Genomic DNA, 25,857 nt, shown 5'->3' with positions numbered 1-25,857 from the left:
TAAAGAACGAGACGTTATGAATTTGAAAATAGCAGTTTTACCAGGAGACGGTATTGGACCGGAAGTAATTTTACAAGCCAAAAAAGCATTATATGCTATCGGTGAGGTGTACAATCATGAATTTGTTTTTGAAGAAGCACTTATAGGTGCAGTTGCAATTGACAAAACAGGAAACCCGCTCCCGGAACAAACGCTAAATCTTTGTCTTAATACCGATGCTGTTTTGCTTGGTGCTATTGGCGATCCAAAATATGATAACAATCCGAATGCGAAAGTTCGCCCGGAGCAAGGATTATTAAAATTGCGTAAGGAATTAGGTTTGTTTGCAAACATACGTCCAATCAAGCCTTATAAAGCATTAATTGAATCTTCTCCTTTAAAAAGAGAAATTATTGAAGGTGCAGATTTTACAATTTTCAGAGAATTAACAGGTGGAGCTTATTTTGGAGCAAAAACACTTAATGAAGAAGGAACAGTTGCTTCAGATTTATGTGAATATTCAGAAGAAGAAATCACCAGAATTACCCATTTAGCTTTTAAATCGGCTCAAAAACGACGCAAAAAGTTAACTATGGTTGACAAAGCAAATGTTTTGGAAACTTCCAGATTATGGAGAAAAGTAGTTCAGAAAGTGGGAGAAAGTTATCCTGATGTTGCTTTAGATTTCTTATTTGTAGATAACGCTGCAATGCAGTTGATTTTAAATCCGAAACAATTTGATGTGATTCTAACAGAGAATTTGTTCGGAGATATTTTATCCGATGAAGCAAGTGTAATTACGGGATCTATTGGTTTGCTTCCATCAGTTTCTTTAGGAGAAAAAAATGCTTTGTTTGAACCAATTCACGGTTCTTATCCGCAGGCAAAAGGAAAAAATATTGCAAATCCGATTGCTTCGATTTTAGCAGCAGCGCTTTTGTTGGAACATTTTGGATTAACTAAAGAAGCTCATGTAATTTACAAAGCGGTAGAAAAAGCAATAGAATTTAAAGTGGTTACGGTTGATTTAAAACCGGATTCAAAATTCGGTACTAATGAAGTAGGGGACTTTGTTTCTAATTTTATTTTCAGCAAAGATGACTTGCTTTATTTTAATAATGACAATGTAAGTATTGGACAATCGACAATTGTTTAATATTTTTTGTTAAAACGTATAAGAAATAACAAGAAGTGTTCAAAATGTTGAGATTTTATTTTTTTAGTACTTAAAGTTTTTATACTTTTGGCTCACTGAAAAGAAAAAAAATGCAAAACTCAATTATTATTATTACTTCTGTCGTTGTTGTCAATGTGATTAGCACATCTGCGTTAGGAATGGTATAAATATAATTGAACAAACTATATTATAAACCTTCCAAATACTGGAAGGTTTTTTTTTGAACAAAAATTAAAATAAAATAATACATAATGGAATTAAATAAGTACAGCAAAACCATCACTCAAGATCAAACACAGCCTGCGGCGCAAGCCATGTTATATGGTATTGGTTTAACTGAAGAAGATTTGAAAAAAGCACAAGTTGGTATTGTGAGCATGGGTTACGATGGTAATACATGTAACATGCACTTGAACGATTTAGCAAAAGATGTTAAAAAAGGTGTTTGGGATGCAAATCTGGTCGGACTTATTTTTAATACCATTGGTGTTAGTGACGGAATTTCAAACGGTACGGAAGGAATGCGTTACTCACTAGTTTCTCGTGATGTAATTGCCGATTCTATTGAAACAGTTGCCGGAGCACAATGGTACGATAGTATTATTGCGATTCCTGGCTGTGATAAAAATATGCCTGGAGCACTTATTGCAATGGGAAGATTAAACCGCCCGTCGATGATGGTTTACGGAGGATCTATTCATTCAGGAAAATGGAAAGGAGAATCTTTAAATATCGTTTCTGCTTTTGAGGCTTTAGGTAAAAAAGTAAAAGGCGAAATTACTCCGGAAGATTTTAAAGGTGTTATTCAGAATGCTTGTCCAGGCGCTGGTGCTTGTGGTGGTATGTATACTGCAAATACTATGTCTTCTGCAATAGAAGCATTAGGAATGAGTATGCCATACAGTTCTTCTAACCCTGCTTTAAGTCAGGAAAAAAGAGATGAATGTCTTGCTGCCGGAGCTGCAATTAAAATTTTATTAGAAAAAGATATTAAGCCAAGAGATATTATGACTCGTAAAGCTTTTGAAAACGCTATTACAATTGTAGCGGTTTTAGGAGGTTCTACAAATGCGGTTATGCACTTAATTGCAATGGCACATTCTGTTGGTATTACAATCACTTTGGATGATTTTCAGGCTATTAATGACAGAACTCCGGTTCTAGCTGATATGAAGCCAAGTGGAAAATATATGATGGAAGATATTCATGAAGCTGGAGGTATTCCAGGAGTAATGAAATATTTATTAAAAGTTGGATTGATTCATGGAGATTGTTTGACAGTAACAGGAAAAACAGTTGCAGAAAATTTAGCTTCTACTCCGGATTTGCAAGACGGACAAGAAGTTATTCATGAAATTCAAAAAGCGTTAAAACCAACAGGAAATATTCAGGTATTATACGGAAACCTTGCTTCAGAAGGAGCTGTGGCAAAAATTAGCGGTAAAGAAGGAGAATACTTTGAAGGACCAGCTGTCGTATTTGAAGGAGAATTTGAAGTAATTCCAGGTCTTGAGGCCGGAAAAATTAAACCAGGAAATGTAGTCGTCATTAGAGGTTGTGGACCAAAAGGTGGTCCGGGAATGCCGGAAATGCTAAAGCCTACATCTGCGATTATTGGAGCCGGATTAGGAAGCACTTGTGCACTAATCACAGACGGTAGATTCTCGGGCGGTTCGCACGGTTTTGTGGTAGGACACGTTACACCAGAAGCTTATGATGGTGGTGGTATTGCACTAGTAAAAGATGGAGATATAATTGCCATTGATGCAGTGAAAAATACAATCGACCTAAAGATATCTGACGAGGAATTTGCAGCTAGAAAAGCAGCTTGGGTTCAGCCAGCTCTAAAAGTTGACAGAGGAGTTTTGTTTAAATATGCCAAATCGGTTTCAAGCGCATCAACAGGTTGCGTTACCGATAATTAATTAAATAACAATTACAAAAATCAATTTCAATGATAATAACAATTTCAAAAATCAATATCAATTGCAATAAAAAATAGAAATACAAAAGATCAATTTAAAATTTATAATTGAAATTGATTTTAAAATATTGCCATTGAATTTGATATTGATTTTTGACATTGCCATTGAAATTGATAAAAACAATATACTATGAGAATATCAGGGGCAGAAGCCGTTATAAGATGTTTATTAGAAGAAGGAGTAGATTTAGTTTATGGTTATCCTGGAGGAGCAATCATGCCGGTTTACGATGAATTATATAAATTTCAGGATCAGTTACACCACGTTTTAGTACGTCACGAACAAGGTGCAACACATGCAGCTCAGGGTTATGCAAGAGCTACAGGAAAAGTAGGTGTGGCAATTGCTACATCTGGACCGGGGGCAACTAATTTAGTGACTGGAATTGCAGACGCTCAGATTGATTCAACTCCTATGGTTTGCATTACAGGACAAGTTGGTAGACATTTACTAGGTTCAGATGCATTTCAGGAAACCGATATTATCGGAATTTCAACTCCGGTTACAAAATGGAATTTCCAAATAACTGAGGCTTCTCAGATTCCGGAAATTATTGCAAAAGCATTTTATATTGCACGTTCTGGACGTCCAGGACCAGTATTGATTGATATTACTAAAAATGCTCAGTTTGATGAGTTTGATTTTAGGTACGAAAAATGCACAGGAATCAGAAGTTACGTTCCGGTTCCGAAATTAAATTTAGATAAAGTTGCTCAAGCTGCGGCTTTGATAAATAGTGCTAAAAAACCATTTATTGTTTTTGGACAAGGAATTATCCTTGGTCAGGCGGAAGCGGAGTTCAAAGCAGTAATTGAAAAATCAGGAATTCCGGCTGCATGGACAATTTTAGGATTGTCTGCATTACCAACGGATCATCCATTAAATGTTGGTATGTTGGGAATGCATGGAAATTACGGACCTAATTTACTGACTAACGAATGTGATGTTTTAATCGCTTTCGGAATGCGTTTTGACGACCGTGTAACAGGAGATTTAAAAACGTATGCAAAACAGGCAAAAGTTATTCATTTTGAAATCGACCCAGCCGAAATTGATAAAAATGTTAAAACTGAAATCGCTGTTTTAGGTGATGTAAAAGAAGCTTTAGCGGCATTATTGCCATTAATTGAAGAGAAATCTCATGATGCATGGCATAATGAATTTAAGGAAAAACATCAAATAGAATTTGATTCGGTTATAAAAGAAGAATTAAATCCAACAAATGGTAAAGGAATCTCAATGGGAGAAACTTTAGAAATGATCAATAAACATTCAAAAGGGGATGCAATTATTGTTTCAGATGTTGGTCAGCACCAGATGTTTGCCTGCCGATATGCCAAATTTAATTCAACAAAAAGTAACATTACATCCGGTGGTTTAGGAACTATGGGGTTTGCACTTCCAGCTGCAATTGGAGCAAAAATGGGAAAACCGGAGCGTGAAGTTGTTGCTATTATTGGTGATGGTGGATTTCAAATGACGATTCAGGAACTGGGAACAATTTTTCAGACTCAGGTTCCGGTAAAAATCGTGGTTTTAAATAATGAATTTTTAGGAATGGTACGTCAATGGCAGGAATTGTTCTTTGACAACCGATATGCTTCAACAAAAATGATTAATCCAAATTTTGTTGCCATCGCAGAAGGGTATCATATCAAATCTAAAAAAGTAACACAACGAGAAGATCTTGATGCAGCGGTAGCAGAAATGCTTGCTTCAAAAGATTCTTATTTCTTAGAAGTCATGGTAGAAAAAGAGAATAATGTATTCCCAATGATACCAACAGGAGCTTGTGTTTCAGCAATTAGATTAAGCTAAGAAAAGTTTCAAGTTTTAAGTTTCAAGTTTCACGTTCCTAGCAGAACTTGAAACTTGAAACCTGAAACGAAAAAAAAACTAAAAACAAAATGGAAGATAAAACATTTACCATATCGGTATACTCAGAAAATAATGTGGGTTTGTTGAATAGAATATCAGGGATATTCTTAAAGCGTCACATTAATATATTAAGTCTAAATGTTTCTGAATCAGAAATAGAGAATGTTTCAAGATTTATCATTGTAGTAAATACTACTGAGAAATGGGTTCAGAATATTGTTGGACAAATTGAAAAACAAATTGAAGTTATAAAAGCATTTTATCATACAGATGAAGAAACTATTTATCTTGAAAATGCATTGTTTAAAATCGCTTCAAGTTTGTTGTTTGATGAAAAACAAATTCAGAACATCATCAAAGAAAGCCAGTCTACAATTGTAACGGTTTCTCGTGATTTCTTTGTGATTTCAAAATCAGGAAGACGTTCAGAAATTGAAGAGTTATACGCAAAGTTCAAACCATACGGAATTATGCAGTTTGTACGTTCAGGAAGAATTTCGGTTTCTAAAGAGAAAATGGAAATCTCAACAATGCTTGAAACATTCAAGTAAAAAAGTAAAAAGATTTTTAATCACAACTAGTTATAAATTAATCAATTATTAAATTTCATTTCATTAAATATTTTAAAACAAAATGGCAAATTATTTCAACACATTACCACTTAGATTACAATTAGAACAATTAGGAGTTTGCGAATTTATGGAGCAGTCTGAATTTGCAGACGGTATTGCTGCATTAGCTGGAAAAAAAGTTGTCATTGTAGGCTGTGGAGCACAAGGTTTGAATCAAGGTTTAAACATGAGAGATTCAGGTTTAGATATCTCTTATGCATTACGTGCAGATGCAATTGCTGAAAAAAGAGCTTCTTATAAAAACGCTACCGAAAATGGTTTTAAAGTGGGAACTTATGAAGAATTAATCCCAACTGCAGACCTTGTATGTAACTTAACACCAGATAAACAACATACTGCTGTAGTTACTGCAATTATGCCATTAATGAAAAATGGATCGACTTTGGCATATTCTCACGGTTTTAATATCGTTGAAGAAGGAATGCAAATTCGTAAAGATATCACTGTTATTATGTGTGCTCCAAAATGTCCGGGTTCTGAGGTTCGTGAAGAATATAAAAGAGGATTTGGTGTACCAACTTTAATTGCTGTTCACCCGGAAAATGATCCAAACGGATTTGGTTTAGATCAGGCAAAAGCGTATGCTGTAGCAACAGGAGGACACAAAGCAGGAGTTTTAAAATCATCATTTGTTGCTGAAGTAAAATCAGATTTAATGGGAGAGCAAACAATTCTTTGTGGATTATTGCAAACAGGATCTATTTTATGTTTTGATAAAATGGTTGAAAAAGGAATCGACGCTGCTTATGCTTCAAAATTAATTCAGTTTGGATGGGAAACTATCACCGAAGCTTTGAAACATGGTGGTATTACAAATATGATGGATCGTCTTTCTAATCCTGCAAAAATTGAAGCTTACGAGCTTGCAGAAGAATTAAAAGACATTATGCGTCCGTTATTCCAAAAACACCAGGACGATATTATCTCTGGAGAATTCTCTAGCACTATGATGGCTGACTGGGCTAATGATGATGTTAACTTGTTGAAATGGAGAGCTGCAACCGGAGAAACTAACTTCGAAAAAACGGCACCACAAGAAGCTCCAATCTCTGAGCAAGAATATTTTGATAACGGAGTATTAATGATAGCAATGGTTAAAGCGGGTGTTGAGCTAGCTTTTGAAACAATGACTGAGGCTGGAATTATAGAAGAATCAGCTTATTATGAGTCATTACACGAATTGCCTTTGATTGCTAATACAATTGCAAGAAAGAAATTGTTTGAAATGAACCGTGTAATTTCTGACACTGCAGAATATGGTTGTTATTTATTTGATCACGCATGTAAGCCATTATTAACTGAGTTCATGAAAACTGTTGAAACAAATATAATCGGAAAACCATTTTCAACTTCAAACGGAGTAGATAATGCTGTATTAATAGCTGTAAACAAAGAAATTCGTCAACATCCTATCGAAGAAGTAGGAGCATGGTTGAGAGAGTCTATGACAGCAATGAAAAAAATTGGATAATAAATTGGGAATTACCACACATTCGACTGTGATGGGATTTGCACTGTATCTCTGTTTTATATAATATTTTGAATTAGTAAGCACTTATTAAGAAAAAAGATATAGATGCATATTGCATTCACTTAGCTTCTGTGAGAAAGTAAGTTAAGTGATGCTATTCCCTAAATGAGGTATATTTAGAAATAAATATACTTGTTTAAATTTATTTTTTAATTAATAAAGATGCTTCTATTTTCAAAATAGAAACGGAAACGTAGTGTACTAATTACGAAATTAATTGTTATTGAAATTGTTAAAATTAAAAAGGCGTGGTATTTATTTGCCACGCCTTTTTTGCAATATGCATTTTAATGCTAAAATGTATATTTTTATATTAAACACATAAAAACGAGATTTTTTTTTTAATATGTGTTTTTTTTTGCCAAAATTTATGAATTAAATAATTTTAAGAATACACTGAGATTTAATACATTTATAAAAAAATTCCAAAAACGTATGAGTTATTATAAAATTGAAAATTTAGAACAATATTTTAAACATTACAATAAGTCAATAAGGGAACCGAGAAAATTTTGGGGTAAAATCGCAGAAGAAAATTTTACTTGGTACCAACAATGGGAGAAAGTAGTTGATTTTAATATGGGAGATGCTGAAGTAAAATGGTTTACTGAAGCTAAGGTTAATATCACAAAAAACTGTATAGACAGACATTTAAGCAAAAGAGGCGAAAAAACGGCTATTATTTTTGAACCGAACGATCCTTCTGAAGAAGCTTTACATATAACATATAACGAATTATACGAGCGAGTTTCAAAAATGGCGAATGTATTGCGTGAGCAAGGTGTTCGTAAAGGAGATAGAGTTTGTATTTATTTACCAATGATTCCTGAACTTGCCGTAGCTGTTTTAGCTTGTGCAAGAATTGGAGCGATACATTCTGTTATTTTTGCAGGATTTTCAGCTTCAGCTGTTTCTGCAAGAATTAATGACTGTGAATGTAAAATGGTTATTACTTCTGACGGAGGTTACAGAGGAAACAAAACAATTGATCTTAAAGGAATTGTAGACGAGGCTTTAGACTCTTGTCCTTCAGTAACAAAAGTTTTAGTAGCGAAAAGAACTAAAACAGAAGTAAAAATGAAAGAAGGTCGTGACGAATGGTTACAACCTTTATTAGACGCAGCTATGGATAATAGTGTTGCAGAAATTATGGATGCTGAAGATCCTTTATTTATTCTCTATACTTCAGGATCTACTGGTAAACCAAAAGGTATGGTGCATACTACTGCCGGATATATGGTTTACACAGCTTATACTTTTAAAAATGTTTTCAGCCACGAAGAAAATGATATTTTCTGGTGTACTGCAGATATTGGATGGATTACAGGTCACTCTTATATATTATACGGACCATTATTGAATGGGGGAACAACAGTTATTTTTGAAGGAGTTCCGTCTTACCCTGATTTTAGCCGTTTTTGGGATATTATCGAAAAACATAAAATCACACAATTCTATACAGCACCAACAGCGATTCGTTCTTTAGCAAAAGAAAGTTTAGATTATATTCAAAAATATCCTCTAAAATCACTTAAAGTTATTGGATCTGTTGGAGAGCCAATCAACGAAGAAGCTTGGCACTGGTTCAATGACCACGTGGGAGATAAGAGATGTCCGGTTGTAGATACTTGGTGGCAAACAGAAACTGGTGGAATTATGATTTCTCCAATTGCTTTTGTAACGCCTACAAAACCAACTTATGCAACTTTACCATTACCTGGAATTCAGCCAGTTTTGATGGATGAAAAACGTAATGAAATTGAAGGAAATCAAGTTGTTGGTAGTTTATGTATTAAATTCCCATGGCCTGGAATTGCCAGAACAATCTGGGGAGATCACGATCGTTACAAAGAAACTTATTTCTCTGCTTTCCCTGGAAAATACTTTACAGGAGACGGAGCTTTAAGAGACGAAGTTGGATATTACAGAATCACGGGTAGAGTGGATGATGTTGTAATTGTTTCCGGTCATAATTTAGGAACAGCACCAATTGAAGATGCTATCAACGAACATCCGGCAGTTGCAGAGTCTGCAATTGTAGGATTCCCACATGATATAAAAGGAAATGCTTTATACGGTTATGTAATCCTGAAAGAAACTGGAGAAGTTAGAGACAGAACGAACTTAACCAAAGAGATCAACCAATATATTGCAGACCATATTGGACCAATTGCAAAATTAGATAAAATTCAGTTTGTGTCTGGTTTGCCAAAAACACGTTCAGGAAAAATTATGCGTAGAATTTTGCGTAAAATAGCCGAAGGTGATTTCTCTAATTTTGGAGATACATCAACTTTATTGAATCCTGAAATTGTTGAAGAAATTATGAAGGAAAGAATTTAATTTCTACACTACATAAAAATAAAAATGCCTCTTAAAATTTTAAGAGGCATTTTTATTTTTATGTAGTCTTTTAGTTTGAAGTCAAAGTTGTCATTTCGAGGAACGAGAAATCTTCACAAGTAACTCCGTTCCAAAAGAAAACAATCTTTGTCGAGTCTCTAACGAAGATTTCTCGTTCCTCGAAATGACAAGATTGCGTGTATTTGGCATTTTCTAAAAGTTTAAACTTTGTAAATATTCTATAATTATTTAATACCCAATCTCGATTTTAATTTTAAAAACAAAAGCGAAATTCTATAAGCATCTTCTGCGGATGAATTTCTGTCGCTTTTTGGGATTTTATAAATTTCGCATAAATCGTCCAATGAAAATTGCTTGTCATTAATATCGGTAAGTTTTCGGTACATCATATCAACATCCAGAGCTTCATTTTTTAATCGGCCACAATCTAAACGTTCTAATGCAGAATTGATCATTTCAATATCGAAATTAATATGATGGCCAACCAAAATAGAATTTCCAATAAAATTGATAAAAGCTTCCAGAGCTTCAGACTCCTGCATTTTGACCATTTTACTTTCTATGATAAATTCATTAGAAAGTCCGTTGTCCTGCAAAAATTTGTATTGCAGTAAAACAGATTCAAAATTATCCTTAATCATAATGCTGTCATCGACAACTGAAAATGCGCCTAATGATAAAATGACATCTTTATCCGGATTTAACCCTGAAGTCTCTGTTGATAATACAACAAATCTGTTAGGTTTAGTTTCGAATTTAGATAGATAATCCTTCCAAAATTCAGGATATTCTTTATTAATATTTTTAATCCAGTCTAGCATATTTATGAGAATTGCGTAAGTTGAAATTTACTCTTAATAAGTTCCTCAAGGTCTTTCATTGGGGTTAAAGCATTTTTTAACTTTTCTTTGTCTGTTTTAGACATTTCTCTAATATTAATATATTGTCCTGAATCATCATTTTTCAAGCCTTCAACAGTTCTGAATTTTGAAAGCGTTAAAAAGGCTTCCGCACAACTCAGGTATATTTCGGCATTTTTAGAATCTGTAATAGCTAATTGTTTAAATCTTAAATAAGTATTCTTGATTCCTTTAATATTAGCATTCAAAATTAATAAACGTGCAGCATCAATTAAAGGCATTAAAGCACGGGTTTTAATGTCAAATTTAGTTTTATGCGGACCTTCTTCTTCAACAATAAATTTCTTGAAAAAGCTTAAAGGAGAATTCTTCTTTAAAGCATCATTTCCTAAAAAGTCAAAGAATAAAGTATTGTTTACGGCATTCTTGAAAATAACATTTTCGATCACTTCTTCAATTTTTGGTTCTCCAAAAACAATTTCATAATCAAAGAAAATACTACTTAAATCATTACTGTTTTCACCTGGAGTATTCATCCAACTGTTGTATTGTTTTGTCCAGTCAGTCAATGATTTACACCACAGCATATTACTTCCCATATGTCCGTTTGGACAGAATTCGTAACCAACTTTTTCAAGTATAGAAGTGGCTCTTTTTGCCAATCTTAAAAAGTAATCTTTTACTTCTCTGTATTTCTCCGGAGCAACATCTTCAAAAATCAAAATACTATCCTGATCTGTAAGTAAAAGTTGTTCCTTACGTCCTTGACTTCCAATGCTTAACCATGCAAAACGAGCAGGAGGTGAGCCTAAATCTAAAATTGACAATTCTACAGAACGTTTTATGATTGCCAGGTTAATTTCACTTGCAATATTACTAACATGCGAAATCGGAATATTTTTCTGAATCGAATTCTGAATCAAATCAGACAATCGATCACGAATTTGTTTTAAGTCTTTTGGTAACTGCGAGCGTTTAATCTCTTTAATTAATACACCAGGGTTACTGGCTTGAGCTACAATTAAATCGTGTTCAGAAATTATACCTTTTACAGCAGATTTACTTGTACCGTCTTTAGTTACACATAAATGAGTTACATTGTGTTTTAGCATCAGCAATTGTGCTTCGGCCAAAGATACATTCTCAATTACGGTCACAACAGGCGACGACATAATTTTATCAATAGATTCGGTAATTGGGTAACGACCGGTTGCAATTTTTGATGCAAGATCGGTAGCAGTAACAATTCCAATAGGTCTGTTTTTTTCACCACAAACAATAATATTGTCCACCATAGCCTCAGTCATTAAGATGGCAACATCTTTAACAATATGATTTGCTTCGGTTGTTAAGGGAGAATTATTGTACGTAAGCGACTGAATATATTGCATTTCCGATTGCTGATCTACATAAAAAGAAGTATCAGAAATCATTTTTCCATTAGAGTTAACGCTGTCTTTTGTATGTCTTGAATTTGTTGCAAAACTCTCCAGTAAAAAGTTTAAAACATCAGAATTATTGGCCACAAAAGGTCTAAAAACTGCAATAGGAATAGCGTATATAATGCTTTCTTCACGAGCTTTAGCCGTCATCATATAGTTATTTTTGGCAAAGAAAGGTCTTAAACCAAAAATATCACCCTCATGACATTTATTAATAATTGTTTCTTCGGCATCTGCAATTGTGGTTAAATTGATTATACCGGAAGCTACAACATAAAAGCTATCATGAAGCACATCATTATTCTGAAATAATACAGTGTGTTTCTCTAAATTTAGTACGCGAATATTGGTTGCAATATCAGATAATTCCTGAAAAGTTAAATTATCAAATGGCGGATATTCTTTTAAAAAGTCTGCAATATGCTCAGCAATAGTATTCATACGTTTGTTGATTTTTCTAAAGTATCAAATGTAAAAATAATAAAATAAAGTCTTACAATGACAGCATCTTTAGCAGAATATAGTTAATTTAAGTAAATGTTAAAAATTGCCGATTTGAAAGCTTTAAAATGTTTTTTTTACGTTTAAATTCTTAAATATCGTTGTAATGTTTATTCTGTTGAGATTTTATTATTTAGAATTTCTTACAGTATTCATTTACAATGTGTTAAAAGTAGAGTGAATGATAATTTTAGCGTTATAAGATTAAATGTTTTTCAGGCATTCAAATAAAGGTCAAGTAGAGTTTGAAAATATTCTATTTTACATAATATAAATTATAGTTCAAAAGTATATATACAGAAATAGATGAGGCAGCCGTATTATTCGGCTTATTTGCCATTGTATGAACATCTTATCATTGAATCATCTTTCGTCATAATTCTCGTATTTGAAAAACTCTTTCATTCTCTTTCAAATTTGTTACTATTATCGATACAAAATTCTCTCATTTCAAAAATCAATTTGTTTATTTTCGAATATCGCATTTATGTGTGCTTATAGATATCTGTGTTCTTCAAATTTTTCATATTTGAGAGTTTATTCTAATTTTTCTCAAATAACGGATTTATAAACATATTCATAGTTATTGGGTTTTTAAAATTAAAAATGATCGACAATCTGTACGGTTTCAAATTTCGCGTATTTCAGAAATTATTTTATTTTTTCTGAAATATTGAATTTTCACGAAGGCTTTGATTTATACTTTTTTTAAAATTAAAAAATGATCGACAATCTGTACAGTTTCAAATTTCGCGTATTTGAGAATTTATTTTATTTTTTCTGAAATATCGAATTTTCACCAAGGCTCAGATTTATATTTTTTTAGAATTAGAAATAAATCGATAATACTGAAATTATACGTGATGTATATTTTAAAAAATAGAAATCATATTTGTCAATATCGCTTTAATTATTTTAAGTAAAAATCCTATATTTGACATTTAAGAGATATACCAACATGGAAGATAAAAAAATACACCAAGGTCGAAATATAAAACGTTTCCGTGAAATGTTAGGTATTAAGCAGGAAGTTCTTGCTTATGAATTAGGCGATGACTGGAATCAAAAAAAAATCTCTCTTTTGGAATCGAAAGAATTGATAGAAAATAATATTTTAGAACAGGTTGCTAAAATTCTGAAAGTACCTGCGGAAGCTATCAAGAATTTTGATGAAGAACAAGCTATAAATATCATTTCTAATAATGCTTCTTTTGATAATTGTCAACAGCCAGCTTTTTTTAATAACCAGCCTACTTTCAACCCTCTTGATAAAATGGTGGAGCTTTATGAACGTATGTTGGAACAACAAAAAGAAATGATTGATAAATTGGAAAAGTTGATTCAGGGAAAGTAAAAAAATATATTAAAACGAAAAAGCATCACAAGTTTGTGATGCTTTTTTAGTTCCGTATAGTTGGAAATTTCAAGCTTTGAAGTATAATAGTTGATCCAAATGAAATTACAATAATAGAATTGCTAATAATAAGAAGTACTTTTTCGTAATTTTTTAAAATTTTAGAATAATAAATCGGTTTTACAGATTTTATACGTCTGTAAATTCAAAATTTACCATAAATACCATTTAAGAACAACTAAAAGTTATGAAAACTCTACCTTTGTAAAGAAATTATTGCACTTTTTTTAACAAAATGACTACAAAAAAATATTTACAGCTTATTCTTATTCTAGGTTCTCTAACGGCGCTTGGTCCTTTTTCAATCGATATGTATTTGCCTGGTTTTTCAGATATTGCAAAAGATCTGAACACAACTGTGGCTAAAGTCTCGATGAGTTTGTCGAGTTATTTTATCGGAATATCAGCCGGACAATTACTTTACGGGCCTTTATTAGATCGTTTTGGACGTAAAAAACCTTTATTTATGGGGCTTTTAGTCTATATTTTGGCCTCTTTAGGCTGTATTTATGTTAGTAATATTGACTCTTTTATCTTTCTGCGTTTTGTACAAGCCATAGGAAGTTGTGCTGCAACTGTAGCTTCTGTAGCTATGGTACGTGATTTGTTTCCTGTAAAAGATATACCAAAAGTATTTTCATCCTTAATGCTTGTTGTGGCACTGTCACCAATGTTAGCGCCAACAATTGGAGGTTACGTTACAGAAGATTATGGCTGGAATTGGGTTTTCTTTATTTTAATGTGCATGGGAATTTTAATTCTTATTGCTTCGCAAGTTGGTTTGCCAGATACTTATAAACCAGATCCATCCATTTCTTTAAAGCCAAAACCAATTATAAGTAATTTTTCAAAGGTAATAAAAGAGCCTCAGTTTTATACGTATGCCTTTACGGGCGCTATTGCATTTTCGGGCTTATTTTCATACGTGGCGGCCTCTCCTATAATCTTTATGGATATTTATCATGTTGATGGTAAAACGTATGGTTGGATTTTTGCCTTCATGTCGGTTAGTTTTATTGGTTCAAGTCAATTAAATTCGGTTTTATTGAAAAGATTTTCAAGCGAACAAATGATATTTGGAGCCTTAATTGCGCAATCTGTTATCAGTATAGTTTTCCTTATTTTGTCGGTAAACAATCTTCTGGGATTATATGAAATTATCGCAATGCTATTTTTGTTTTTAGCGTGTTTAGGAATTTCAAATCCAAATACAGCAGGACTAACTTTGGCGCCATTTGCAAAAAATACAGGAAGTGCTTCGGCTTTAATGGGCGCAATACAATTAGGTTTAGGAGCTTTAGCTTCATTTGCAGTCGGAATTTTTGTAAAAGATTCTGTTGCACCAATGGTTGCTATCATGACAACCACTACAATAACGGCCTTTATAATTCTAAATATCGGAAAGCGTTTTATCAAACATAAAGTTGAACTGGGTGCTGAAGATGATATTGTTGTAGTTCATTAATGTTTTAAATTCCAAATTTTTTTGAAATCCCAATTTTTAAATTCCAAATTCCAAAATTGGGATACTCTTATAAGCAAAAAGCCAGAAATCAAGATTTCTGGCTTTTTTATTGGAATTTGGAATTTTAAAAATTTGGAATTTAAAACATTCTATTCTGCAGATTGTCTTTTGTCAGGTCTGATAATCATACGAAGAGACTGATCTCTTGCAAAATAAGCGACCATCCAGTTCCAGAACGTATTGAGTCTATTTCTGTATGTTATTAAAGAAATCAGGTGAATAAACAACCAGATTACCCAGGCAAAAAAGCCTTTAAAATGCCATTTCGGACTTGGTAAATCTACAACTGCTTTTGCTTTTCCGATAATTGCCATAGATCCTTTATCATTATAAGCAAAAGGTTTCAAAGGTTTGTCGGCAACCATTTTCATAAAGTTTTTGGCTAGATTTATTCCTTGCTGAATGGCTACTTGCGCCACTTGTGGATGTCCGTCCGGAAAATTTTTATCTCCCGCTAAAATTGCAGTATCACCAATGGCATATACATTTTCTAATCCGTTTACTTTGTTAAACTCATTTGTAGCCATACGTCTGCCGCGTCCATAACTTTCTGTTGGAATTCCATCAAAAATCTTTGCAGAAACACCCGCAGCCCAAATTAAGTTTTTGGTTTTGATTGTTTCTCCGTTTTCAAAAAACACAGTATCATCAACATAATCTTTTACACGACTATTTAATTTTACTACAACGCCCAATTTTGTTAAAGCTTCAAGTGTATCTTTTTGAGAAGCTTTACTCATTGGAGATAACAATGCGTCGCCGCCATCAACCAAATAAACATTACTTACAGAAGTATCTAATTCCGGATATTCCTTAAGTAAAATACTTTTTCGCATTTCGGCAAACATTCCTGAAACCTCTACTCCTGTCGGCCCCCCTCCTGCTACTACAATTGTAAGTAATTTGCGACGTTTGCGCATATCTTTGCAAATTGCAGCTTTTTCGAGATTTTTAAGTAAGGCATTACGCATTTCGATGGCATCATTTAAGGTTTTCATCGGGATGGCGTTCTTCATTACGTTTTCCATACCAAAATAGCTGGTTTCTGCACCGGTTGCAAATACCAGATAATCGTAGGTTAATTCTCCATTGTTCAGTATAACTTTATTTTCGGCAGGAACGACAGAGACTAATTCCCCTAAACGAAATTGAAGATTTTTTTTGCCTGCGAAAAATTTTCTAAAAGGATAACTAATACTTGAAGGCTCTAAAAATGCGGTCGCAACCTGATATATAAGTGGAGGAAAAAAGTTATAATTGTTTTTGTCTACAAGCGTTACCTGTATCTGAGGATGGTTTACAAGTTCCTTTGCGAGATTAATTCCCGCAAAGCCTCCTCCTATTATGACTATGTTCATATATGTTGTAATTAGTAGGATTATAGAATAATTCCTTATAAATATACAACTTTAATGTGCAATGACAATTGTCAGTTTTGTTACTTTTTGAATTTTTTAACAGGTTTTTCAACTACATCGATTTTGTTTTGAAGGACATAATTGGCTAATAATTTTTCAATAAGTTCGTCTTTGGTAAGATGATGAAAAACAGTTTTAACTTTGGTTTTTAAATCTGTCGAAATATCGTGATTTGGTTTTGTCTTGAAGATTTGTTTTGCCCATAAAAGCGTATTATTTTCCTCTAAACTCAAAGCAGATGGTTTTTCGAATTTGGTGAATTTAATACCCAATTCTTTTTCAAAATCTGGAATTTCGACAACTTCTTCTTCCTGTAAAACAGTTAAAGATAAACCTTTTGCTCCTGCTCTTGCAGTTCTACCGCTTCTATGAACGTAATTTTCGTAAGTATCCGGTAAATGGTAATTTACAACATACGAGATTTCTTTTACATCGATTCCTCTTGCAGCCAAATCGGTAGCAACCAGAATATTGATATGTCCTTCACGAAATTGTTCCATAATACGGTCACGAATTCCCTGCGTTAAACTTCCGTGAATTGCTCCCGAAGAAAAACGATTTATAGCCAGATTTTTGGCTAATTTATTTACTGCAGCTTTAGTTTTACAGAAAATAATTCCGCGTTCACCATCTCTTGAATTTAAAAAGTGCATCAAAACATCCAGTTTTTCAATTGGATCTACCACAATATATTTGTGATCAATTCCTTGATTTCCTGTAGTTTCCATGCTAGCACTTATTTGAACTACATTTTTGTTCAAATAATTCTGCACCAATTGTTTAATTGTTCCCGGTAAAGTTGCAGAGAATAATAAAGTACGGTGTTTTTTGGGAAGTTCTGCAACAATCTCGTCCAGACTTTCCTTTAGAATTGAAACCATTTCATCGGCTTCGTCTAAAACTAAATATTGTGTTTGTTTAAGATCAACTGCTTTTCTCTGTATCAAATCGATTAAACGCCCAGGAGTAGCAACAATAATATGAGTTGGAGTGCTTAAACGCTCGATTTGAGGTTTAATCGGGATTCCTCCACAAGTTGCTGCGATGGATATATTTGGAATATATTTTGAAAAATCTTCTAAATTTCTAAAAATCTGATGCCCAAGTTCACGTGTCGGAACTAAGATTACGGCCTGAACCACTGGCGATTCAGTATCAATTAATTGTAATAAAGGTAATCCGAAAGCGGCAGTTTTTCCTGTTCCTGTTTTGGCTAAACCAACAACATCCAGGTTTTCAGATAAAAGCAACGGAATTGTTTTTTCTTGAATTTCTGTTGCTTCAACAATATTTAATTCGCCTAAAGCTTTTAAAATTGGTGCTGAAATTCCTAATGTTGAGAATTGTTTAGACATAACTTAATTTTAGATTACTGATTTTAGATTTTAGATTTGTTTCAGATTGTTATTAAACAAACTGAAACTAAAAATCTTTGTCAAAGTTTGAAACTTTGACAAAGATCATGCAATATTTTAACTCAGCCCAGTGTGACAACATGAAACTTGAAACCTGAAACTTTTTTAAACCTTTATTCTCAATCCGGTTCGTTCATGATTTTTTCACGATACTTTTTACCAACCAATAAAGTTAGTCTTTGCTTGTAATCGTCAAGAAGCCATTCGCGATAGTTTTTACTACATTGACTTAAACATTTTGCATAACGTTTAATTCTGCACTCGATATCATCTTCCAGTTCTCTTGATAAAGCTTTTGCTTCCTGAAGTGTTTCAGTATTATCAACACACATTGCTGCATGTTGTTCTAAAGATTTATCCAATACTATTTTTGAACGTAAATTTTGCTTAATAGCCAGTTTATGCTCTTCATCCACATCAAAAGTAACATCAGCAGTTTTACTGAATTTAGCTCTTAATTCCGGAGGCATAGTATATTTAAAGAACATTTCGATCTCTGTATCGTCTCTTAAATTTTCAAGATAGAATTCTGGAGATTTAAAAATGTGTTGCCAGTTTACAGGCTCACTCCATAAACCAAAACGAGCAGCATTGTTTCCTAAATCGATAACCGTAAATTCATCTTTTCCAGGTAATTTACGAGATCCACGACCAATCATCTGGTAGTATAAAGTTAACGATTTTGTTGCTCTGTTTAGAATGATAGTTTCTACTGTTGGCTCATCAAAACCTGTAGTTAAAATTCCAACCGAAGTCAAAATAGCATCCGGAGTTTTCTTAAACCACTGCAATATATCTTTACGTTCTTCTGAACTACTTGTATTATCAAGGTGTCTAATGTCGTAACCTGCTTCTCTAAATGTTTCATATACATATAAAGAAGTGTGGATACCATTATTAAAAATCAAGGTCTTTTTACCAACAGAACGTTCTGTATAAGCATGCAAAAGTTTTTCCTGCATCAAAGTATTGGTATACAAATCATCTGAAGATTTTACGGTATAATCTCCGTTGATACCTACTTTTAATGAAGTCAAACCAACATCATAACTATACGTTGTTGCTCTTGCAAGGAACCCTTTGTCTATCAATGAACTAATTGTGTCTCCAACAATAAGCTCATCATAACTTTGGTGCATTGGTAATTTTATATTCGAACTCAATGGTGTTGCAGTTACTCCAAGAATAAAAGCATTTTTAAATGAGTTTAATAATTTTCTGAATGAATTGTAATGCGCCTCATCAATAATAACCAAACCAATATTATCCAGATGCAGTTTTTCATCATTAATACGGTTTTTTAAAGTCTCAACCATGGCCACAAAACAAGAAAAATCATTTTGATCCGGTAATTCTTTTACTTTACTATTGATTATTTTATTGCTTACACCAAACCCTTTCAGCATTTTTGAAGTTTGCTTACAAAGCTCTATACGGTGTGTCAGGACAACCACTTTTTTATCGTTATTAGATAAATAACGACGTACAATTTCTGAGAAAATTACTGTTTTCCCACCACCTGTTGGCAATTGATACAATAAATGATGTTTTTGAGGAGCATTGTCTAAACGATCAAAAATGGCATCAATATCGCCTTTTTGGTATGCATAAAGTTCTTTTTTCTCTTCTCTTTCTATTTCTAAAGTGTTTTGAGACATTGTTTATTTTTGGATTTTTGCAAAAATACACCGAAAAAACAGTTATTCATCTTATTTTAACCTAAAATAAATGTTTTTTTTAAACTAAGATTTTTTATGGGAAGTGCTTTTAGAGGTCTATTTTGTCTAAAATTGCCTCAAATTCGTATCTATTTTTCCATTTTTGTTGCAAAGTCTCTTCATAAATGGACTGAATTCTTGATTTAAATTCATTTAAGATTCCGTTTGAAATCGAAAAAGTCACCGCTTGCTCAAAAGAATTCAATATACTTTTGTAGAATAATTCCTGCTTTATAAAATTTTGCGAAGAGTATGTTTGTGCAATTTCAATATTGTAAAGCATAAGATCTGCAATTACAAATGAGTCAACTCCTAAAGAAATAAAATGTTTGATCATTTTCTGGGCTACGGAGCGACGCATTTTTGCTTTCGGACGCCATTTTGCACCCGGTTTTTTGATAGGAAAGTATTCGTGCGAAATTTTAACCTTCGATTCCTGCAAAAGTTTGTCTTCTTTCGGGTTAAAAACAAAATCGTAATAGACTTTTACCGGGCTGAATTTTTCGTACAATTCAATAAGTTGTTCCTCGAGTTGTTCTTTGGTTAAATCGGCTAAATATTTTTTTAAATCGCGTTTGCTCATTATCAAAGTTTAAGATTACAAAAGTAAATTACTTTCCTGACACATAACTCAAAAACCAACCATAATACTTAATTTTGCCACTTTAAATTCAAAAATACATCTATATGCTCAAGATTTTTAAAGTTACTGCCATTTTAGAAGGAATCTCTTATTTAGTATTATTTGCTAACATGCTTATTATCAAAACTAATAATCCTGAACTTTACCATACCTTATTACGTCCTTTAGGAATGACACATGGGGTTTTATTTATTGGTTATATTATTCTTGCGTTTTTATTAAAAAAATCTCAAAACTGGGATTTAAAAACGTTTGGAATTATCCTTATTGCTTCTCTTATTCCTTTTGGAACTTTTTATATAGAGAAAAAGTATTTAGAAAATAATGCATAAGCTTTTGGATAAAATATTTAACTTTTTATATCCGATTTTTAGAGATTGGGGAATGAGCCGCAACTTTGCGTCTTATATCAGTCTTGTTTTTAATATAGTCATTATGGTGGCTATGGCTTATGCCATTTATTATATTGCCAAATTTGTTTTGGTTACTTTGACCGCAATTTTTGCGCAAAAAACCAAAACAAAATTTGACGATTATTTAATACATAATAAAACCACAAAGTACACAGCCTATTTAATTCCGTTTTTCTTTATTTATAAAGCGGTTCCTATTATTTTGGATAAGTATGATTACTGGCAAATACTTTTTGCGAAAATCGTTGGTATTTATATTGTTTTGATCAGTTTATGGATTATCCGAACAATTTTTAATGCTTTACGCGATTATTTAAAACAAAAGCCGGAATACAGCGATAAACCAATCGACAGTTTTGTTCAGGTTATTATGATTGTGCTCTGGATTTTTGGAGTTGCCATGATTATTTCGACTTTATTCGGAATAAAGAAAGGCGAATTGCTAACCATTTTAGGAACACTTTCGGCTATTATTATCTTGATTTTCAGGGATACAATCTTAGGATTTGTGTCGAGTGTTCAGGTTGCCATTAACGATATGGTTCGTATTGGAGACTGGATTACCATGGATAAATTTGGTGCCGATGGTGATGTAATCGAAATAAACCTGACGACTGTAAAAGTCCGAAATTTTGATAACACGATTACCACAATCCCAACTTATGCCTTAAGTTCAGATTCTTTTCAGAACTGGCGCGGAATGCAGAAATCAGCCGGACGTCGTATTAAAAGGCATGTTTTGATTAAAAGCAGTACAATTCGCTTTTTGACTAATGAAGATTTGAATCAGATGAAAAAAGTACAGCTGATCTCTTCTTATATCGAAAGCAGACAGGCTGAAATTGAGAAATACAATGATTTGCGAAGTGTAGACAAAACCCTGGCATTAAACGGTCGGAATATGACCAATTTAGGTTTGTTCAGAAAATATATCATGCAATATTTACTAACGCATCCGGGACTGAATAAAGACATGCATATTATGTGTCGTCAATTACAATCGACCGCACACGGAGTTCCGTTAGAGATTTATGCTTTTTCAAGCGATAAACGCTGGGCAAACTACGAATATATTATGGCCGATATTTTCGATCACGTAATGGCTTCCGTAGAATATTTTGATCTTGAAATATTCGAATTGCCATCAACTATAGGGAGAATCGAATAATTTTTTTTGTTTCAAGTTTCAAGTTTTGGACTTAAACGCAAAGAACGCTAAGATTTACGCAAAGTTCGCAAAGTTTTTAAACAAAGCTTTGCGAACTTTTGCATTTGCCTTAAGCTTTGTATAAAAAAAACTTTGCGCACTTTGCGTTAAAAAATATACGCAGATAATTTAAACTTGAAACTTCAAAACATTAAACCCGACAGGTTTTTAAAACCTGTCGGGTTTGCTTAAACTTGAAACTTGAAACTTGAAACTTGAAACTTGAAACTTGAAACTTGAAACTTGAAACAAAATCTTCCTACTCTTCAATCTTTTCAAAAACAAAAGCAGAGTTTTCATATTCAATCGGGATTCCAGGCATAAAACAAGGAAGATTAAAATAAATTCCTATTACCCCTTTTCCCATATATAATTTGTTTTCTTTTTTTAGCAAAGCTATAGGAATACGTTTCCAGCTTCCTCCGTTGGAAATAAAATGAAAATCACCTCTTAATGTATCTCCTCTAAGATCGCCTCTTACATCGCCGGAATCTTTGCCTGTTTTATGATACAGTATTTCATAACGGCCATAAAATCGCTTATCATTTATTTTGATATCAAGAATAGCCGTGTCAGCTTGATGTACGGCACGGTAAATAGCATGTTTGTAAATATCCTTGTTTTCCTTAGAATTACAGGAAAACAATAATACAAACAGCGGAAAAATTAGAAATAAATTTTTAGTCATTTTGATTCACGGAGAGTTAGATACGGTCTTTTACAAATTCAATTTGTGTTTTGCCATGCGCTTTTGGCTTGCCATTTTCATCCAGATTTACCATCGTTGTTTCGTCGATTGTAATGATAAGATCGCGAGTCATCATGTTTCGAACCGCACATTTTAAAATTACAGAAGTGTTTCCGAATTTTACAACATCAATTCCAATTTCGACAATATCACCTTGTCTGGCAGAGCTTCTAAAATTGATTTCAGACATATGTTTGGTTACAACTTTAGGATTTTGAAGTTGAATAATGGTGTACAAAGCCAATTCTTCGTCAATCCAGGCTAATAACTTTCCGCCAAATAAAGTTCCGTTCGGATTTAAATCTTCGGGTTTAACCCACTTTCTGGTATGAAATCTCATAAATATATTTTTATTGAATCAAAAATAGACTTTTTGTATTATAATTTTTTCTAAATTTAAAGAAAAAACATGGCAGATAGAGACACTTTTTTAAGAGAATTCAGAGGCGAAACTTTAGGAACCGTAAGTGCGCAATCTTCAGCAGATGAGTTGTTTCAAAATCAGACGATTAGACCAATTCTGAAATTGCAGAATGATTTATTTATAGCCGTTTTTATCAACTACGTCAATAAAAACAAAGCCGATTTCTATTCGTACACCGTCGAGAAAAAGCTTCAGACGATCGAAAATTCCATTCAGAAAGATATTAAGTTCAGAAATTCTTTAAAAGGAATTGTTATGGCGCTTTTTACCATTGAAGAATACGATACGTATATTCAAAACTCCTCAAGTTTAAACAAACGTATGATGAATTTATTAATCGACCGATTGAAAAGTCAGGTGCAATTGTTTGAAGTAGAATCGAATTAGAAGTAGGGTTTAAATGGAGATAAAAATTATAGAAGACAAAAAGCAAAGTCTATATGCTTATAAAAATGATCAGTTGTTATTTTATTCTACAATTAAATTTAATTGGCTACGAAAGAATTTAGTCAGGATTTTTGATTCAAATGATCAACTTGTCTTAGAACTCCAAATTTCTGAAACACCATTTGGTTCTGCTAAGTTTAAGATTTTATTTCAAAATAAAGGCTTAATAAAAGATGTAACCGAAATTACTAAAACAAATATATTATTTGATGGTAATAAAAAAATAAGAAAGACAAGTGAAAATCTGTTTTCATTTAATTTAAAATCTTCTTATTTTCTTGAAAAAAGTAAAATTGCTGATGTAGAAGGGAAATTCTGGACGACTACTCAAAAATTCTATATAGATTTCGATTCTGAATATGAAGAGTTTTTAAATCTGGTAATAATACACATTTTGGCGACTAGAACTGGATATAATTCTAATTCTGTTTAATACTTTATTGTAAGCAATGTTTCATCAATTCCGCACTAAATTCCCTTTAACCGACGAAAAGTGGAATGAATATATCAATTACTTCAATCGGATTGAGGTATCGGCAAGAACAATTCTTTTAGAAGAAGGCGAAATTTCAAAGAAGCTGTTTCTCATCGAAAAAGGCTGTGTCAGGGTTTGGTTTAATAACAATGGAAAAGATCTGACGACGCAATTCTTTTTCGAAAATCAAAGTGTTGCTTCTATCGAAAGTTTTATGAAAAAGCTTCCGAGCCAGGCGACTATAGAAACCATTGAACCTTCTATTTTATGGTGGATTCACAAAGATAATCTGGATAAAATTCTCGAAGAAATAAAGGAGATTCCAGAACTTCGTGAACGATTAATTGATATGCTTTTTCAACGCACTTTTGATTATATGAAGTATTTTGTTTCTTTTATAAAAGACTCTCCTACGCGACGTTATCTTAATTTAATTGAAGAAAGACCTCAAATCGTTCAACGTGTCCCACAACATTATATTGCTTCTTATCTTGGTGTAACAACGGTTCATTTAAGTCGATTAAAAAGTAAAATGGTACACAAATAACAGCCAAATTATATTTGATAACAAATGTTATCGTCTGCCGGTACTATCCCATCTAATTTTGCCTCATAAAATTAAATAATTATGAAAGCAGCAGTAGTTTATAAAAAAGGCGAAATGCCAAAATATGCAGAATTTGTAGAGCCAATTGTACAAAACGAAAATCAAATTTTACTTTCGGTAAAAGCAGTTGCCATTACTAATCTTGATAAAGGAAAAGCCAGCGGAAAACATTATTCGTCTAAAAATGATGATAAGAATGGTTTTGTAGTGGGCAGTGATGCTGTTGGTTTATTAGAAGACGGAACCAGGGTTTATGCCCGCGGAATTAATGGCACAATTGCAGAAAAAGCAATTATCGATAAAAATATACTTGTTCCGTTACCTGACGGAATTAGTAATGCCGTGGCAGCTTCATTACCCAATGCAGTGGCAGGTTCGGCTATGGCGCTTAAGTTTAGAGCAAATATTAAAACTGGAGAAACGGTTCTTATAAACGGAGCAACTGGTTTTACAGGTCAAATGGCAATTCAGATTGCGAAACATTATGGAGCAAAACGAATAATTGTTACCGGAAGAAACGTAAAAAAACTTGAAAGCCTTTTAGAATTAGGCGCTGATGAAATTATTTCTCTTAAACAAGATGACGAAACCATTATTGAAAAGCTAAAAGAAATTCACATGGAAACTCCTATTGATATCATTTTGGATTATTTATGGGGACATTCAGCAGAATTGATTCTTACCGCTTTAAAAGGAAATGGTTCTTTTACCCATAAAGTTCGTTATGTAAATATCGGAGGAATGGCGGGCGACTCCATTCAGCTCTCAGCAGGAATTTTGAGAAGCGTAGATCTTCAATTATCCGGTTCGGGATTAGGAAGCTGGTCAAAACAAGAGGTAAAAGTATTGTTCTCAGAAATACTTCCGGAAATGTTCCTTCTCGCTGCTCAAAACAAACTGAAAGTTAATATTGAAGAAGTTCCTTTGGTCGACATTGAAGAAATGTGGAACAAAGAAGTTTCCGATGGAAAAAGATTGGTGGTTGTGATTTAAGAAAGGGACTAAGGTTCTAAGGCGCTAAGGGACTAAGTTACTAAGGTTTTAAAGCATGAAA

At 33.0% G+C, this 25,857-nt stretch carries 22 protein-coding genes; 14 read left to right on the top strand and 8 right to left on the bottom strand.

From position 1 onward, the window contains the following. The first annotated feature begins 16 nt into the window (after window positions 1-16). The 6 genes from leuB (at window position 17) to acs (ending at window position 9,525) form a co-directional block, all read left to right on the top strand. A complete protein-coding gene (leuB, locus tag KHA98_RS08070) occupies window positions 17-1,135 on the top strand; it encodes a 3-isopropylmalate dehydrogenase (protein WP_213257054.1) in 1,119 nt (372 codons plus the stop codon). Window positions 1,136-1,407: 272 nt separating this feature from the next. Then, the gene (gene ilvD, locus KHA98_RS08065) at window positions 1,408-3,081 is read left to right on the top strand and encodes a dihydroxy-acid dehydratase (RefSeq protein WP_213257053.1); all 1,674 of its coding nucleotides are present in this window, start codon (window positions 1,408-1,410) and stop codon (window positions 3,079-3,081) included. Window positions 3,082-3,270: 189 nt separating this feature from the next. Beyond that, window positions 3,271-4,959, top strand: a complete 1,689-nt coding sequence (gene ilvB / locus KHA98_RS08060; RefSeq protein WP_213257052.1) for a biosynthetic-type acetolactate synthase large subunit — start codon at window positions 3,271-3,273, stop codon at window positions 4,957-4,959. Window positions 4,960-5,048: 89 nt separating this feature from the next. Next, window positions 5,049-5,570 carry an acetolactate synthase small subunit gene (gene ilvN, locus KHA98_RS08055; RefSeq protein ID WP_213257051.1) on the top strand — a complete coding sequence of 174 codons (522 nt, stop codon included), beginning with the start codon at window positions 5,049-5,051 and terminating at the stop codon, window positions 5,568-5,570. Between the two features lie 82 nt (window positions 5,571-5,652). Continuing rightward, a complete protein-coding gene (ilvC, locus tag KHA98_RS08050) occupies window positions 5,653-7,122 on the top strand; it encodes a ketol-acid reductoisomerase (RefSeq protein WP_213257050.1) in 1,470 nt (489 codons plus the stop codon). Between the two features lie 495 nt (window positions 7,123-7,617). Continuing rightward, window positions 7,618-9,525 (top strand): acetate--CoA ligase, encoded by a 1,908-nt coding sequence (gene acs, locus KHA98_RS08045; RefSeq protein WP_213257049.1) that lies wholly within the window; start codon window positions 7,618-7,620, stop codon window positions 9,523-9,525. A 245-nt stretch (window positions 9,526-9,770) separates the two neighbouring features. On the opposite strand, the gene KHA98_RS08040 is transcribed toward acs, so the two are convergent. Both KHA98_RS08040 and KHA98_RS08035 read right to left on the bottom strand, forming a co-directional pair. Next, entirely contained in the window at window positions 9,771-10,367 is a 597-nt protein-coding gene (locus KHA98_RS08040; protein ID WP_213257048.1) for a 3'-5' exonuclease, read from the bottom strand. Between the two features lie 2 nt (window positions 10,368-10,369). Next, window positions 10,370-12,289, bottom strand: a complete 1,920-nt coding sequence (locus KHA98_RS08035) for a DUF294 nucleotidyltransferase-like domain-containing protein (protein ID WP_213257047.1) — start codon at window positions 12,287-12,289, stop codon at window positions 10,370-10,372. 1,018 nt (window positions 12,290-13,307) lie between these two features. Between KHA98_RS08035 and KHA98_RS08030 the strand changes: the two genes are divergently transcribed. Both KHA98_RS08030 and KHA98_RS08025 read left to right on the top strand, forming a co-directional pair. Beyond that, on the top strand, window positions 13,308-13,703 hold the full coding sequence (locus KHA98_RS08030) for a helix-turn-helix domain-containing protein (protein ID WP_213257046.1): 396 nt from the start codon (window positions 13,308-13,310) through the stop codon (window positions 13,701-13,703). A gap of 295 nt (window positions 13,704-13,998) precedes the next feature. After that, window positions 13,999-15,228, top strand: coding sequence for a multidrug effflux MFS transporter (locus tag KHA98_RS08025; RefSeq protein ID WP_213257045.1), 1,230 nt, complete (start codon window positions 13,999-14,001; stop codon window positions 15,226-15,228). Window positions 15,229-15,377: 149 nt separating this feature from the next. Here the strand turns inward: KHA98_RS08025 and KHA98_RS08020 are convergent, their stop codons facing one another. The 4 genes from KHA98_RS08020 to KHA98_RS08005 all read right to left on the bottom strand — a co-directional run bounded on the left by KHA98_RS08020 (window position 15,378) and on the right by KHA98_RS08005 (window position 20,422). Further along, window positions 15,378-16,646, bottom strand: coding sequence for an NAD(P)/FAD-dependent oxidoreductase (locus KHA98_RS08020; RefSeq protein ID WP_213257044.1), 1,269 nt, complete (start codon window positions 16,644-16,646; stop codon window positions 15,378-15,380). Window positions 16,647-16,726: 80 nt separating this feature from the next. Beyond that, complete coding sequence (locus tag KHA98_RS08015; RefSeq protein WP_213257043.1) at window positions 16,727-18,061, bottom strand: DEAD/DEAH box helicase; 1,335 nt, start codon at window positions 18,059-18,061, stop codon at window positions 16,727-16,729. Between the two features lie 179 nt (window positions 18,062-18,240). Further along, the gene (locus KHA98_RS08010) at window positions 18,241-19,779 is read right to left on the bottom strand and encodes a DEAD/DEAH box helicase (RefSeq protein ID WP_213257041.1); all 1,539 of its coding nucleotides are present in this window, start codon (window positions 19,777-19,779) and stop codon (window positions 18,241-18,243) included. Between the two features lie 109 nt (window positions 19,780-19,888). Beyond that, window positions 19,889-20,422 carry a DUF6155 family protein gene (locus KHA98_RS08005; protein ID WP_213257039.1) on the bottom strand — a complete coding sequence of 178 codons (534 nt, stop codon included), beginning with the start codon at window positions 20,420-20,422 and terminating at the stop codon, window positions 19,889-19,891. 104 nt (window positions 20,423-20,526) lie between these two features. On the opposite strand from KHA98_RS08005, the gene KHA98_RS08000 reads away from it, so the two are divergent. After that, on the top strand, window positions 20,527-20,814 hold the full coding sequence (locus KHA98_RS08000) for a DUF3817 domain-containing protein (RefSeq protein WP_115845746.1): 288 nt from the start codon (window positions 20,527-20,529) through the stop codon (window positions 20,812-20,814). After that, window positions 20,807-22,063 (top strand): mechanosensitive ion channel family protein, encoded by a 1,257-nt coding sequence (locus tag KHA98_RS07995; protein WP_213257038.1) that lies wholly within the window; start codon window positions 20,807-20,809, stop codon window positions 22,061-22,063. The genes KHA98_RS08000 and KHA98_RS07995 overlap by 8 nt, the downstream gene beginning before the upstream one ends. A gap of 298 nt (window positions 22,064-22,361) precedes the next feature. Here the strand turns inward: KHA98_RS07995 and KHA98_RS07990 are convergent, their stop codons facing one another. Together KHA98_RS07990 and KHA98_RS07985 are read right to left on the bottom strand one after the other, a co-directional pair. Further along, on the bottom strand, window positions 22,362-22,790 hold the full coding sequence (locus KHA98_RS07990) for a hypothetical protein (RefSeq protein WP_213257036.1): 429 nt from the start codon (window positions 22,788-22,790) through the stop codon (window positions 22,362-22,364). Window positions 22,791-22,806: 16 nt separating this feature from the next. Beyond that, on the bottom strand, window positions 22,807-23,190 hold the full coding sequence (locus KHA98_RS07985; RefSeq protein ID WP_213257034.1) for an acyl-CoA thioesterase: 384 nt from the start codon (window positions 23,188-23,190) through the stop codon (window positions 22,807-22,809). 69 nt (window positions 23,191-23,259) lie between these two features. On the opposite strand from KHA98_RS07985, the gene KHA98_RS07980 reads away from it, so the two are divergent. From KHA98_RS07980 to KHA98_RS07965, 4 genes are all read left to right on the top strand, one after another. Continuing rightward, the gene (locus KHA98_RS07980; RefSeq protein WP_213257032.1) at window positions 23,260-23,661 is read left to right on the top strand and encodes a glyoxalase; all 402 of its coding nucleotides are present in this window, start codon (window positions 23,260-23,262) and stop codon (window positions 23,659-23,661) included. Window positions 23,662-23,674: 13 nt separating this feature from the next. Then, window positions 23,675-24,154, top strand: coding sequence for a hypothetical protein (locus KHA98_RS07975; protein ID WP_213257029.1), 480 nt, complete (start codon window positions 23,675-23,677; stop codon window positions 24,152-24,154). Between the two features lie 16 nt (window positions 24,155-24,170). Further along, entirely contained in the window at window positions 24,171-24,743 is a 573-nt protein-coding gene (locus KHA98_RS07970) for a Crp/Fnr family transcriptional regulator (protein ID WP_213257028.1), read from the top strand. Window positions 24,744-24,824: 81 nt separating this feature from the next. Beyond that, window positions 24,825-25,796 carry a quinone oxidoreductase family protein gene (locus KHA98_RS07965; RefSeq protein ID WP_213257026.1) on the top strand — a complete coding sequence of 324 codons (972 nt, stop codon included), beginning with the start codon at window positions 24,825-24,827 and terminating at the stop codon, window positions 25,794-25,796. Window positions 25,797-25,857: the final 61 nt, after the last annotated feature.

The sequence above is a fragment of the Flavobacterium branchiicola genome (genome assembly GCF_018383905.1).
Taxonomy (GTDB): Bacteria; Bacteroidota; Bacteroidia; order Flavobacteriales; family Flavobacteriaceae; genus Flavobacterium; species Flavobacterium branchiicola.
The sequence above is the reverse complement of the archived record's forward strand: the minus strand, read 5'-3'. Positions and strand labels throughout refer to the sequence as shown.